Below are 12,897 nucleotides of genomic sequence, written 5' to 3' on the forward strand. Positions count from 1 at the left end.
TAGCGACCCAATCAATGAGTGACGATCCGCACTATCAGCGCGAGAAATCCCAATACGAAAATCCGGTAGCCAGCCGCGAATACTTAATCGAAATACTTAAAGACAGTGGTACACCTCTGTCGTTTCTAGAGATCTGCCAACGGGTAAATGCCAATAACGAATCCGAGCGCATTGGTGTTCAACGCCGCTTGCGTGCCATGGAGCGTGAGGGGCAGGTGCAGTTTACGCGGCAGAAGAAATACGTTGTTGCAGATATTAAACAAACCGTTATTGGTCGGGTGATTGGTCACCGCGACGGGTTTGGTTTTTTGCGCCCTGAAAACGGTGAAAAAGACTTGTTCATCAGTGCTGGGCAAATGCAGGTCCTATTGCATGATGACGTTGTTGAAGCCCACGAATCCGGAACGGATCGTAAAGGTCGCTCTGAAGCGCGTATCATGCGAGTGGTAGAACCTCGTTCAGAGCCGCTGGTTGGGCGTTATTTTGTGGAGCATGGGGTTGGTTTGGTGATCCCCGATGACAGTCGCATTCCTTTTGAAATTCTTATTCCACCGGAAAATAGCCACGGCGCACGTCAAGGGCATGTGGTTGTGGTTGAAATCACTCAGCGTCCGCGCCGCAGCATTAATCCCATTGGCAACGTAACCGAAGTGCTCGGTGAGCATATGGCGCCAGGCATGGAAATTGAAATGGCGCTGCGTAGTTTTGATATCCCCCATGTGTGGCCAGATGCAGTGACCAAACAGGTTGCTAAATTGTCGCCAGAGGTGGATGAAAAGGCCAAGAAAAATCGGGTTGATTTACGCTCTCTTGGATTGGTCACCATTGATGGTGAGGATGCGCGAGATTTTGATGATGCGGTGTATTGTGAGCCCTTAGATAACGGTGGCTGGCAACTGTGGGTAGCGATTGCTGACGTGAGTTATTATGTGCGCAATGGCACAGCATTAGATAACGAAGCGCAGCAGCGCGGCAACTCGGTGTATTTCCCCGAGCAAGTTGTTCCTATGCTACCTGAAGTCCTGTCTAATGGGTTGTGTTCGCTAAATCCCGAGGTTGACCGTTTGTGTATGGTGTGTGAAATGACCATCAGTGCACAAGGTAAAATTCAGAACTACCAGTTCTACGAAGCGGTAATGAATTCTAAAGCGCGACTCACCTACAATAAGGTGTGGAGTATATTGCAAGGCGATCCTAAGCTGACGCAGCGTTACGACGCGAACGTGAGTAACTTGCAAGAGCTCTATCAACTCTTTAAAGCGCTAAAGAAAAGTCGTAATCAACGCGGTGCCATTGAATTTGAAACCAATGAATCCAAGTTTGTATTTAATGCGCAACGAAAAATCGAAAACATTGTGCCTTTAGTACGCAATGATGCACATAAGTTGATTGAAGAGTGCATGATCGCAGCCAATGTGTGTGCGGCCAAATTCCTTGAAAAACATGAAGCACCCGCGCTGTATCGGATCCATGATCGACCAGACGCTGACCGGCTCACCACGTTCACTTCGTATCTAGCTGAAGTTGGGATCCATCATCGTATTAACGAAGATGCCGAACCGCGTGACTTCACCGAAATTGTAACTCAAATTCAAAATCGTCCCGATCAAGAATTGATCCAAACCATGCTATTGCGTTCAATGAAGCAAGCCGTATATGACTGCGACAATATTGGTCACTTCGGCTTAGCGCTGGAGGCCTATGCGCACTTTACCTCGCCTATCCGACGCTACCCAGATCTTGTAGTTCATCGTGCGATTAAAGCGGTTATCGCCAAGCAAGCGGGCAAACGGCCAACGTCAGGCGGTAAGAGTTACACTGTAGAAGAAGTCGAGCAGCTCGGTGAGCAGTGTTCAATGACTGAACGCCGCGCTGACGATGCCACCAGAGACGTAGCTGATTGGCTCAAATGCGAATTCATGTTGGATCATGTCGGCGACACCTTTGAGGGCGTTGTTGCTTCAGTAACCAACTTTGGGCTATTCATTCGTATCACCGAATACCATATTGATGGCCTGGTACACATTACCTCACTGGAAAATGATTATTATCATTATGATGAAGTAAAACAGTGCCTCGTTGGTGAGTCACTGGGTCGCGTTTATCGTTTGGGAGACTCGGTGCTAGTCAAAGTAGCAGCGGTGAACTTAGATGAGCGCAAGATTGATTTGCTACTGGATTTACCGCACCGTGAGCGTAAACGCTCAAGTGGAAAACGTAGCGTTAGTACCAAGAGCACGGGCAAGCGGCAAGCACCTGCGCAATCTCAGCGCAAAGGAGCAAGTAAAAGCAGTGATGACTCATCGCGCCGTCCAAAAGGTGGTAATAAAACCAAGCCGCGGAGCGAGAATAAACCAACTCGAGGTGATAACAAGCCGAGTGGTAAACCCCCTGCCCGTAAGGGTGGAAGTAAGAAGAAAAAATCCAATGCGAAGAGGCGTCAAGGCTAAGTATGGCGAAAACTGATTGGTTGTATGGCATCCACACACTAACGAGTGTGCTGAGCAATGAACCGGAGCGAGTACTGGAAGTATTTGTACTTAAAGGGCGTGATGATGATCGTTTACACGCACTGATCAATTTGGCCCGCAAAAATGGTTTGTCGGTACAGTTTTGTGCCCGCAAGACTTTAGACGATTTTGTGCACGGCGAACAGCATCAAGGTATCGTGGCAAAGGCAAAGCCGGCGCGAGTGTTGGATGATGCAGATTTAGATCGCTTGCTAGATAATGTTGAGCAGCCATTGTTACTGGTTCTCGATGGCGTAACCGATCCACACAACATTGGGGCGTGTTTGCGCACCGCCGATGCGGCGGGTGTTACCGCAATGATTGTGCCCAAAGATAAATCCGGTGGTTTGACCCCCACAGCACGTAAAGTGGCGGTTGGTGCTGCCGAATCAATGCCGTTTATTCAGGTGACTAATTTGGCGCGTACGTTAAAACATCTGCAGCAACGCGGCATTTGGATTGTAGGTACTGCGGGCGAAGCAGAGCAATTAATTTATCAGCAAGACATGACTGGCCCAATGGCACTGGTCATGGGTGCGGAAGGTAAGGGCATGCGCCGCCTTACCCGCGAGCACTGCGATAGCTTGGTTAAGTTGCCAATGGCAGGCAGTGTGAGCAGTTTGAATGTTTCCGTAGCAACCGGGGTTTGCTTGTTTGAGATTGTGCGCCAGCGGGGGCTTTAAAATGCAGCGGAGAACTTTTCTTAAAAGCGCTGGGTTAGCAGCATTGGTTGCAACGACCACCGCTTGCGCTGATGAAAAGGCGAGCCAACGTCTGAACGTCACTGCCATGATCGATTATTTACGTAGTTTAAAATTGCGCCAAGCGTTGTTGTTTAATGGGCCGTGGCCTGCATTTGCTACCTTTACTCATCTTGCCCAAAGTATTGAATTTGCGATGACAGGATTCCCTGAGCACAAGTCAGATGGATTTAAGCGCTGGGTCGGTCAGCCGGCTTTTTGGGTGTTTAAGCAAGCAGGGGCTATGCAGCATGACACGGCTGAGGCCATCCCTGGAGCACCAGCGTTGGATGTAATGAATACCGACCCAGTTGCGATTAACCAGTCTATTGATCGCTTGATACTAGCCCTTTCAACCTTCGCAACGTTCACTGCTACTCAGCCGCATTTTGCCTATGGTGATTTATCCCACGATGACTATATGCTCGCCCAACTGATGCATATCAACGATCATCTCACGTTGCTCAATTAAGACTGTTGAGATTGAGCGAATAGTCGCCAGCAAACAACTGCACCAACGCCTGCGGCAAGCAACGCTTGCATGGAAAAATCAACAATCGCAGATATCAAAGCGCAGATTGTAAGAGTGAGAAAGACAGCTAACGCTATTTGGGTTTTATAAATTTGATTCATGATTTGCCGGCGCGAGTCAATTTTGCTCGCCCCAAACTCCGCTCTTTATTCATCATCATTGCTGGAGCAAAAAAATTCCCCAGCGTCTTGACCTAAAGTGACACCTAAACTAAAGCCGCCTGCCGCAGCTAATCCTCCAGATAAATAACCGCCTACAGCTCCGCCAACGAGTCCGCCAGCTCCCATAAACGCAGCTGTGCAAAGATCTCCTCCAGATACGTGCACTAATAAAGTGTTATTTACCCCGGTAAGTTTATTATTCATCGCTTTCATTCCCCTTATCACAAGCCAATTCGGCGAGAATGCTTCCGGCTGAGTAGCCAGCACTAAATCCAGCCATTCCACCAGCGGGCCCAAATATAAACCCTAAAGAGCCACCAATAATGCCGTAACTGAGCTCAAACGCATTGGTGCAGGTGTTGGCTCCTGATACTAGATTAAGTTGTTGCTTATCAATTTCAGTGATTGTTTCGTCCATAAAACTATTCCTCTATTCCAGTATGAACACGATTGTTCATAGTTCGGAGTATAGTGTTAACTCCCGTGAATAATACTGACCTAAGAGCGGGAATTATTGGGCATTTAAATAATTGTGCGAATGCCGGAATGAGCGCAAAGAAAGCCTTTGTGTAAAGCTAACGTAAGCGTGTGTAAAGTTATGTAAAGCTGTTGAACCTTCCCTTCTTATTGCGGACTCACCGTTGATTTCAATGACCTGTAAATGGAGATTATTACCGTGAGTAACATGCAACTAGAGAAATGGTGCAAGTTTATTTTCCTACCCATACTTTTGCTCATCATGAGCGGCTGTGATTCAAGTGACGACGAAAGCGAAAGTGGTTGGGTGAAGTTTTATAACGCTTCACCTGACTCCCCTGCAATCTACCTAACCCTGGATGAAGACTTGGAAGAAGACTTCGATGATGAGTTTGAAGAAACTTTTTCAGCGGTCAATTTAGGCGATGCGCTAAGCAATCGAGAAGTGCCTACCGGCAATTACTTCTTTGAACTAGGGTGGAATGATGAAGGGAGTATCGTGCGGGCTGATCTCGATGTACTGGCCGATGGGAGCTTAAATGTGCGGGCTGAATACATTAGCTTAATAGTACTCGCTCAGTCAGCAGAAAGCCCGGAAGTCGAGGTCTTTGATATTCCCATTATCGATGAAGAAGATGATACTACGAATGATTTGTTCAACCTGCGGTTACTAAATGTTACGCATCAAGCCGCTGGCGTTGACGTGTATATTTCAAGTGCAGACGAATCGTTTAATGAAGCGGTTTTGTTAGCAACTGCGAACTACATGACGCTCACAGATAATCTCAAGCTTAGCGAGGACACGTACAAGTTTTACCTGACAGAACCGGGCGCCACCGAGGTCGTATTTGAATCTACCGACGTTCAGTACTTGTACAGTTCTCAGTATGTCTTGATGATTCGTAGCAATGACGGCGCGGGGAGTTCGCCTTACGTCATCGATAACGTCGGCAACACTTCGACAACTAGTTATTACGACAGTGATGCTGAAGCTCGTCTGCGAATTTACAACGGGTTGCAAACCTCATCTTATCTGCCTGAATATTCTGGTGCATTGAATGTCTCCATCGCGCCTGCTGCTACACAGGAGGTTTTTACCTTTAGCGAATTAGCCGTTGGCGGTGTGAGTCCTTCAGAGCTCTTTACTAATGGTGACTATAGCTTATCGTTGTACGACACACTCAATGCTGAAGCGCTAGCGAGTAATGTTTTGTTGAGCTTGCCAGAGAATAGTAATCAAACGCTGTTTGTGTATAGCACAGAAGAATATCTCGATGATGATAATGACGGCAACTATGACGAAGATGAAGACGGGATCATCGATGGGGTCGAAATAAAAGTGAAAACCTTATTGGTTGAAAATAGCGATAGGGAACGGGTTTATGATCATGAAGTTAAAACGGTAAATCTTGCCTACAGTGAGGACTTCACTCGCGTCACTTTTTACTTTGTTAAAAGTAACGAAAGTATTGCTAATGCAGAATACCGGCGCACAACGATCACGGGTAACGCAGAAAGCATTGTATTGCCCAACAATACGTATGATGTATTCGCTATTGCAAGCGTCGATGGTACTGACATTATTCTAGACAGTGGTGTATTAACCTTGGATGAAAACTCCAATGAAATGTATCTATTGCTTGAGTCAGATCCGACGCGTAATAGTGGTGTAGCAATGCATCTAACCCCGCAAATCGATTAGCCTTGTACCAATCGTTTCACTCCGCGATCAGCTAGATTTTTCTAATACATGAAACTCGATCTGATCGCGACCATTCTGCTTCGCGACGTACAATTTCTTGTCCACCAACGACAATAATTCAGAAAGCGTCACGCCGCGGTAGCTAATGTTTGCTTGAGGTATGTATAGCACGCCAATACTGGTAGTTAAAATGTTAGCGATCGGCGAAGCCGGATGCGTAATAGCGAGTTCTCGAATGCTGTCTCGCAGCGCTTGGGCTCGAGCAGAGGCTACATCGGCGTTTTCTGCTTGCACGATAAGCGCAAATTCTTCACCGCCAACACGGGCGCATATTTCACCGGAACGGCGAGCAAAGTCCTGCAGTTTTTCTCCGACCGCTTGCAGTGCCTTATCCCCTTCGGGGTGACCGAGTGAATCGTTGAAAGTTTTAAAATAATCAAGGTCCATCGTAATTAAACAAAAGGGTTCATGCATTCGAACTGCATGTCGCCATGCCGCTGAAGCATGTTCATCAAAAGCGCGTCGATTCGCGATGCCCGTTAGACTATCGGTCATGGATAATGCCAGCAGTTGTTGCTGCTGATGTTTCACCAAGTCGATGGATTTGTTAAATGCTAAGCGCATGTGTTCGAGTTCGACAACCGGCATGGGTTGCGCTAATTGTGTAAGATCTTCTTTTTCCACCATGGCTTTGATTTGATTGGTATTGCGCCAGAGTGGCTTGATCAAGCGCCGGTCAATAGCCAGCATCAGAATTGCAGGAACCAAAATTAGCAAAAGCAGCGTGAACACTTCGGACCAACCGAGCAATTCAGGTACGCTTAGAGGATCATGAGTAATGGTAACCAACATTATTGGTGTGCCTGCAAAATCGTCGAGCAAGCGTTTACGCTGCAATTGAAACCCTTCTACCAGCGCCGGCGTTTTTAAACTCACGACCCCATGGGTAGCGGGATCAGATAGTGAGGTCGAGGTAAATTCTAGTTGTAATCGGGTGATAGATTCTAACGCTGCTTCCTGCTCGTTGGTAATGGCTTGAACAAACATTAAGTAGCCTGCTGGATCTGCATCCTCATTGCTATTCGTTATGTACTGAATAGCAAACGCGGCAGGTCCGTGCTGGGTTGCTAACCAGCCGCTGTTTTGCCAAGCATCGCCTGGGGAAACGCCATTGCTAAATAGGCTTGAAAGTGCTGTCTCAAAAATAGTGTCGGCGTTAACTAACATTGCGTTATTTGGATCATAGCCTTGCGCGATCACGGGATTGAAGTCGCGATCAAAGATAACAATGGCGAGCAACTCAAAAGTATCAAACGTGCTGGAGAGGATATTGTCATCAACAAAGCTTTGATTATCCTGCGGTGCTAGCACGTAATCATAGGTATCAGTCCAGTGCGCCCAATCGGTGACGATGGCTTGTAAGCCATCAAGACTTTTATCAAATCCCTTATTTAAACTCTCCAGTTCACGCCTTTGGTGCTCTTCGATGGTGGCGATATCACTTGGGTACTCAATAAAGATTCGGTAGGAAACGAATACGGCAACGACGAGGGCGCTGTAGATCAATAGAAAATATAAAATGTAGCTACGAATCGAATACAAATCGCAGGCTCATGCTGATACTTATATTGTTAAAAGCATAGTTTAAAAAACCAAGGAATGTACAGTTGCAATATGCGAATTGCTTAAATGTAAAAGCCTATGTACATGTTCGAGAAACATCGAGTGGGAACGGCCGTCAAGATTTTCTCAAGGTTTGCGCTTTGCAATCAAGTGATGGATAAATTAACCTCAGATTGGATTTTCGAACAGTAGGTATGCGTGATGGTGCGTTTCAATTTGCAAGACATTGCCAGTTTCGTCGCAGTATTAGTGGCCGTTGTTGCGCTATATGTTGGCTGGGACCAATCCAGGATCATTCGCAACCAACAACATGCTGATGTATATCCCGTGGTCGAAATCAAAAGTCAGTTTGTCACCAAAACGTTGGACGATGGTAAACAATATCGCATGTTGCAGCTCGATTTACTCAATGCGGGTGTCGGTCCGGCTTTCATTGAATCGGCCAAGTGGAAAATTGGAGATAATACGATCAAGCATACGGCTGATCTGGCAAATGCGTTACCACAAAACTTATCACCCGCGGCAGAATATCAAGGCTCGGTCTCTGGTTTCGTGTTGGCGCCAGGCAATAGCGAGAATGTCTGGCAGGTGGCCTTTCCTTTGGATGAACAAAGTAAAGCGTTGACGGATGTTTTTATGCAGGATTTCTGGGCCATGGATTTAGAGGTTTGTTATTGCTCATTATACGAACGCTGCTGGGTTAGCGATTACAATGCAGCTACGCCGCGCCCAAGAGAAGTTGCTGCTTGCAAAGGGTAATGGTTAGCCTGTTGAATAAGGTTGCTCAATAAAGTCTGGCGCAGAAGAATGTGGCAGCACTTGTAGCCGGCACATTCGAATTCCGGTTAGACTTGCTTGGATGTAGTAAGCAGCCAGCGTCGCAATTTTGGATAAAGCTCAATGACCGTTGCTGCGCTCAGTATTGCTGCCCATGTCAGCATTGTCGCTGGGTCGCCAACATCGAACAACCATACCAACAAGCCGATAAATGCAAGGCTGATTAAGGCGGAAGCAAAAACGGCTAATCCTTTTACTCCGGCATTACTAAATTTCACGTTATCACCTCGCTTTGTTATTCATCAGTTGTTGCAGACTCGACCCACTCTTTTACTGCACCATTAGCTGCTGCGCCAGCGTAACCACCCACGGCATTAAAACCACTAGCACCGTATATAAAACCACCAACTGCGGACCCAGCGAATCCGCCAAGACTCATGCTACCAGAAACACCTCCTGCAATGGAGTAGGTTGCCATTGCGCCAAGCGCGCCAGCGATTCCCATCCCGATATTTGCTAGAAAGGCACCGTTAACTTTATTTAAATCATCATCGCTAAGTACCAGTAACTCTGAAGAGTGTAACTTAAAATCCATGTCCATAATCAATTTCCTTTTTTTGGGCGCACCTCCTTATTGAGGTCGTCCCAATTATGCGTGAATACTCATCAACATCGACTGTACTTAAAGTCGGATTATTAAGCTTTAAAGCGAGCTATATGCTTCCCTTGTTCGCAAACTAACGCGATTGGCTGCAACCACATTAATACTGCGGATTTCGACGATTCCACCGTGGACGCATGGGAAGCGACGGGTTGTTTAAAAATAATTCAAAATTCGACTGTCACTAGGATTTCTTTTCTGTTATCATTTCGCGCCCTTTTTATCGGGGTACGGTTAAAAATTGGCCGCAAGGTCCCGTTTTTAGCAGCTTTAGTGGCTCATATGAGTCGTAATTTAACAGCGGAGCACTAACATGATCCAAATGCAAACTAACCTGGATGTTGCCGACAACAGCGGCGCTCGCAGGGTTCAGTGTATTAAGGTTCTTGGTGGCTCGCATCGCCGTTATGCACATATCGGTGACATCATCAAAGTTACCGTCAAGGAAGCAATTCCTCGCGGTAAGGTAAAAAAAGGTGACGTACTGAATGCAGTGGTGGTGCGTACGAGGAAAGGCGTTCGTCGTCCAGACGGTTCAACTATCCGTTTTGATAACAACGCAGCTGTCTTGTTGAACAACAACAAGCAACCTATTGGTACGCGTATCTTTGGCCCGGTTACCCGTGAGCTTCGTGGCGATTCGTTCATGAAGATTATCTCACTGGCCCCAGAGGTACTATAAGGAGTCACGATAATGGCTAATAAAATTCGTCGTGATGATGAAGTAGTCGTATTGGCAGGTAAAGACAAGGGCAAGACTGGTAAAGTCAAAAAAGTCCTAACGTCTGATAACCGTGTCATTGTAGAAGGTGTGAATGTGATCAAGAAACACCAAAAGCCAAACCCACAATTGGGCGAAGCTGGCGGTATTATTGAGAAAGAAGCATCAATTCACGTTTCAAATGTAGCGATCGTTAACCCGGCAACGGGCAAAGCTGATCGTGTTGGTTTCCGTTTAGAAGGCGAGAAGAAAGTTCGTTTCTTCAAGTCTAACGGCGAACTCGTTTAATTTAATTGGAGAGTACGATGGCGAAACTGCATGATTTCTATAAAGAAACAGTAGTAGCTGAACTTGCGAAGCAGTTCGGGTACAAAAGCGTCATGCAAGTCCCTCGGATTGAAAAAATCACTCTAAACATGGGTTTAGGTGAAGCTGTAGCTGACAAGAAGGTACTTGAGAATGCTCAAGCTGACATGACTGCAATTGCAGGTCAGAAGCCGATTGTTACTGTAGCACGCAAATCTGTCGCGGGTTTCAAAATCCGTGAAGGTTATCCGATTGGCTGTAAAGTAACCCTGCGCGGCGAGCGTATGTGGGAATTCCTTGAGCGTTTAATCTCAATTGCAATCCCACGTATCCGCGATTTTCGTGGTTTAAACCCGAAGTCGTTTGATGGCCGTGGAAACTATAGCATGGGCGTTCGTGAGCAAATTATCTTCCCTGAAATCGATTTCGATAAGGTTGATAAGATTCGCGGTATGGATATCACTATCACTACCAGCGCGAACTCGAACGAAGAAGCGCACGCATTATTGTCTGCGTTTAACTTCCCGTTTAAAAAGTAAGGTGTAGGGTTATGGCAAAAGAATCAATGAAAGCTCGCGAAGTGAAGCGTTCTAAGCTTGTTGCTAAGTACGCAGAAAAACGCGCAGCATTAAAAGCGATTATCAGCGATGTTAACGCCTCTGAAGAAGAGCGTTGGGATGCTGTTCTAAAGCTACAATCATTACCGCGTGATTCAAGTCGTGCACGTCAACAGAATCGTTGTCGTGTAACGGGTCGTCCACACGGTTTCCTACGCAAATTTGGTCTGAGCCGTATCAAGCTTCGTGAAGCTGCGATGCGCGGTGAAGTCCCTGGCCTTAAGAAAGCCAGCTGGTAAGGAGTAGCTGATATGAGTATGCAAGATCCTATCGCGGATATGTTCACCCGCATCCGTAACGGCCAAATGGCGCAGAAAGTTGCTGTGACTATGCCTTCTTCAAAACTTCGCACTTCTATTGCGAAAGTATTGAAAGACGAAGGTTATATCACTGACTTCGCGGTATCTGGTGACGTTAAGCCTACTTTAGAAGTAACACTTAAGTACTTCGAAGGTAAGCAAGTAATCGACACAATTGAGCGTGTAAGTCGCCCTGGTCTACGCATCTATAAGAAAAAAGATGAGTTACCAAAAGTAATGGGTGGTTTAGGCGTTGCTATCGTGTCTACTTCTAAAGGTGTGATGACTGACCGTGCGGCGCGTAAAGCTGGCATGGGCGGTGAAATCATCGGTTATGTAGCGTAACGGGAGAAGTAGAATGTCACGTATAGCTAAAGCTCCAGTCGACGTTGTATCAGGTGTAGAAGTATCTATCGCTGGTCAAGAAGTCACTGTTAAAGGTAAAAACGGTACGCTAACTCGCGTATTCAACGATGCAGTAGAAGTTGTTCAAGAAGAACAGCAACTTAAAGCACTTCCTCGTGAAGGTGTTGCGAATGCATGGGCCCAAGCGGGTACTGCGCGTTCATTGTTGAATGCAATGGTTGTTGGTGTATCAGAAGGTTTTGAGAAAAAACTTCAGTTGTTAGGTGTTGGTTACCGTGCGCAAGCTCAAGGTAGCAAACTAAACCTTACACTAGGTTTCTCACACCCTGTTGTTTACGAAATGCCTGCTGGTATTTCGGTAGAAACTCCTAGCCAAACTGAAATCGTCGTCAAAGGCGCTGATAAGCAGGTGGTAGGACAGGTTGCAGCCAACATTCGCGGCTATCGTCCACCAGAGCCTTACAAAGGTAAAGGTGTTCGCTATGCAGACGAGAATGTTCTGCGTAAAGAAGCTAAGAAAAAGTAGGTGGGTGATACGATGGATAAGAAAACAGCTCGCTTACGTCGCGCAACTCGTGCACGTAAGAAGATCAGTGAACTGGCCGCGCATCGCTTGGTAGTTAACCGCACACCTCGCCACATTTATGCTCAGTTAATCGCTCCAAACGGTTCTGAAGTATTGGCGGCGGCTTCTACTGTTGAAGCAGATCTTAAGAAAGGTCTTAAATCAACAGGTAATGCAGAAGCAGCGGCGGCAGTCGGTAAAGCAATTGCTGAGCGCGCAATCGAAAAAGGCGTCAAAGACGTTGCTTTCGATCGTAGCGGATTTAAATACCACGGTCGTGTGAAAGCATTGGCTGACGCGGCTCGTGAAGCCGGTCTTCAGTTCTAGGAGATAACCATGGCTAAACAAGAAGTTCAAAACGGTGAACTGTTAGAAAAGCTCATTGCCGTAAACCGTGTATCTAAAGTAGTTAAAGGTGGTCGCATCTTTAGTTTTACTGCTTTGACAGTGGTTGGTGATGGTAATGGCCGCGTAGGTTTCGGTTACGGTAAAGCACGTGAAGTGCCTGCTGCTATCCAGAAAGCTATGGAAAAAGCACGTCGCAATCTTGTTGACGTTGACTTGAACGGTCACACTCTACAGCACCCTATTAAAGGTCGTCACTCTGGCTCTAAAGTTTACATGCAGCCTGCATCTGAAGGTACCGGTATCATTGCCGGTGGTGCGATGCGTGCAGTACTTGAAGTAGCTGGTGTACAGAACGTACTTTCAAAATGTTACGGCTCAACTAACCCAATTAACGTTGTACGCGCAACAATCAATGCCTTGGTAGATATGAACTCTCCAGCGCAAGTTGCTGCTAAGCGTGGGTTATCCGTAGATGAAATTTTGGGGTAATTG

General features: G+C 46.5%; 18 protein-coding genes. 13 read left to right on the forward strand and 5 right to left on the reverse strand.

The features are described 5' to 3' along the window. Positions 1–14 precede the first annotated feature (14 nt). From rnr to CSH92_RS16180, 3 genes are read left to right on the forward strand one after another with little or no spacing between them, the layout of a single operon-like run. Positions 15–2,450, forward strand: a complete 2,436-nt coding sequence (gene rnr, locus CSH92_RS16170) for a ribonuclease R (RefSeq protein ID WP_100658690.1) — start codon at positions 15–17, stop codon at positions 2,448–2,450. A gap of 2 nt (positions 2,451–2,452) precedes the next feature. Then, positions 2,453–3,193 (forward strand): 23S rRNA (guanosine(2251)-2'-O)-methyltransferase RlmB, encoded by a 741-nt coding sequence (gene rlmB, locus CSH92_RS16175; protein ID WP_100658691.1) that lies wholly within the window; start codon positions 2,453–2,455, stop codon positions 3,191–3,193. Position 3,194: 1 nt separating this feature from the next. Continuing rightward, positions 3,195–3,722: a DUF1569 domain-containing protein gene (locus CSH92_RS16180; protein WP_100658692.1), complete on the forward strand. Its 528-nt coding sequence runs from the start codon at positions 3,195–3,197 to the stop codon at positions 3,720–3,722. A 206-nt stretch (positions 3,723–3,928) separates the two neighbouring features. Here the strand turns inward: CSH92_RS16180 and CSH92_RS16185 are convergent, their stop codons facing one another. Both CSH92_RS16185 and CSH92_RS16190 read right to left on the reverse strand, forming a co-directional pair. Continuing rightward, a complete protein-coding gene (locus CSH92_RS16185) occupies positions 3,929–4,147 on the reverse strand; it encodes a hypothetical protein (protein WP_100658693.1) in 219 nt (72 codons plus the stop codon). Further along, complete coding sequence (locus CSH92_RS16190) at positions 4,140–4,361, reverse strand: hypothetical protein (protein ID WP_100658694.1); 222 nt, start codon at positions 4,359–4,361, stop codon at positions 4,140–4,142. The genes CSH92_RS16185 and CSH92_RS16190 overlap by 8 nt, the downstream gene beginning before the upstream one ends. Before the next feature lie 243 nt (positions 4,362–4,604). On the opposite strand from CSH92_RS16190, the gene CSH92_RS16195 reads away from it, so the two are divergent. Next, positions 4,605–6,122, forward strand: coding sequence for a hypothetical protein (locus tag CSH92_RS16195; RefSeq protein WP_164084776.1), 1,518 nt, complete (start codon positions 4,605–4,607; stop codon positions 6,120–6,122). A gap of 27 nt (positions 6,123–6,149) precedes the next feature. Here CSH92_RS16195 and CSH92_RS16200 read toward each other — a convergent pair whose 3' ends face one another. Then, the gene (locus CSH92_RS16200) at positions 6,150–7,724 is read right to left on the reverse strand and encodes a sensor domain-containing diguanylate cyclase (protein ID WP_100658696.1); all 1,575 of its coding nucleotides are present in this window, start codon (positions 7,722–7,724) and stop codon (positions 6,150–6,152) included. 222 nt (positions 7,725–7,946) lie between these two features. Between CSH92_RS16200 and CSH92_RS16205 the strand changes: the two genes are divergently transcribed. Then, on the forward strand, positions 7,947–8,504 hold the full coding sequence (locus CSH92_RS16205; RefSeq protein ID WP_100658697.1) for a hypothetical protein: 558 nt from the start codon (positions 7,947–7,949) through the stop codon (positions 8,502–8,504). Between the two features lie 86 nt (positions 8,505–8,590). Here CSH92_RS16205 and CSH92_RS16210 read toward each other — a convergent pair whose 3' ends face one another. After that, positions 8,591–8,800 carry a hypothetical protein gene (locus CSH92_RS16210; protein ID WP_100658698.1) on the reverse strand — a complete coding sequence of 70 codons (210 nt, stop codon included), beginning with the start codon at positions 8,798–8,800 and terminating at the stop codon, positions 8,591–8,593. A 17-nt stretch (positions 8,801–8,817) separates the two neighbouring features. Then, the gene (locus CSH92_RS16215) at positions 8,818–9,123 is read right to left on the reverse strand and encodes a hypothetical protein (RefSeq protein ID WP_100658699.1); all 306 of its coding nucleotides are present in this window, start codon (positions 9,121–9,123) and stop codon (positions 8,818–8,820) included. 373 nt (positions 9,124–9,496) lie between these two features. Between CSH92_RS16215 and rplN the strand changes: the two genes are divergently transcribed. From rplN to rpsE, 8 genes are read left to right on the forward strand one after another with little or no spacing between them, the layout of a single operon-like run. Next, entirely contained in the window at positions 9,497–9,865 is a 369-nt protein-coding gene (gene rplN, locus CSH92_RS16220; RefSeq protein WP_100644285.1) for a 50S ribosomal protein L14, read from the forward strand. Between the two features lie 12 nt (positions 9,866–9,877). Further along, positions 9,878–10,192, forward strand: coding sequence for a 50S ribosomal protein L24 (gene rplX, locus CSH92_RS16225; RefSeq protein ID WP_100658700.1), 315 nt, complete (start codon positions 9,878–9,880; stop codon positions 10,190–10,192). A 17-nt stretch (positions 10,193–10,209) separates the two neighbouring features. Continuing rightward, the gene (rplE, locus tag CSH92_RS16230; RefSeq protein ID WP_100658701.1) at positions 10,210–10,749 is read left to right on the forward strand and encodes a 50S ribosomal protein L5; all 540 of its coding nucleotides are present in this window, start codon (positions 10,210–10,212) and stop codon (positions 10,747–10,749) included. Between the two features lie 11 nt (positions 10,750–10,760). After that, entirely contained in the window at positions 10,761–11,066 is a 306-nt protein-coding gene (gene rpsN, locus CSH92_RS16235; RefSeq protein WP_100658702.1) for a 30S ribosomal protein S14, read from the forward strand. A 12-nt stretch (positions 11,067–11,078) separates the two neighbouring features. Beyond that, positions 11,079–11,471, forward strand: coding sequence for a 30S ribosomal protein S8 (gene rpsH / locus CSH92_RS16240; RefSeq protein ID WP_100658703.1), 393 nt, complete (start codon positions 11,079–11,081; stop codon positions 11,469–11,471). A 13-nt stretch (positions 11,472–11,484) separates the two neighbouring features. Further along, positions 11,485–12,018 carry a 50S ribosomal protein L6 gene (gene rplF / locus CSH92_RS16245; RefSeq protein ID WP_100658704.1) on the forward strand — a complete coding sequence of 178 codons (534 nt, stop codon included), beginning with the start codon at positions 11,485–11,487 and terminating at the stop codon, positions 12,016–12,018. A gap of 12 nt (positions 12,019–12,030) precedes the next feature. Next, a complete protein-coding gene (rplR, locus tag CSH92_RS16250; RefSeq protein ID WP_100644395.1) occupies positions 12,031–12,384 on the forward strand; it encodes a 50S ribosomal protein L18 in 354 nt (117 codons plus the stop codon). 9 nt (positions 12,385–12,393) lie between these two features. Further along, positions 12,394–12,894: a 30S ribosomal protein S5 gene (gene rpsE, locus CSH92_RS16255; protein ID WP_100658705.1), complete on the forward strand. Its 501-nt coding sequence runs from the start codon at positions 12,394–12,396 to the stop codon at positions 12,892–12,894. The last annotated feature ends 3 nt before the right edge of the window (positions 12,895–12,897 follow it).

This window comes from Neoalteromonas flava (assembly GCF_002807685.1).
Taxonomy (GTDB): domain Bacteria; phylum Pseudomonadota; class Gammaproteobacteria; order Enterobacterales; family Alteromonadaceae; genus Alteromonas_E; species Alteromonas_E flava.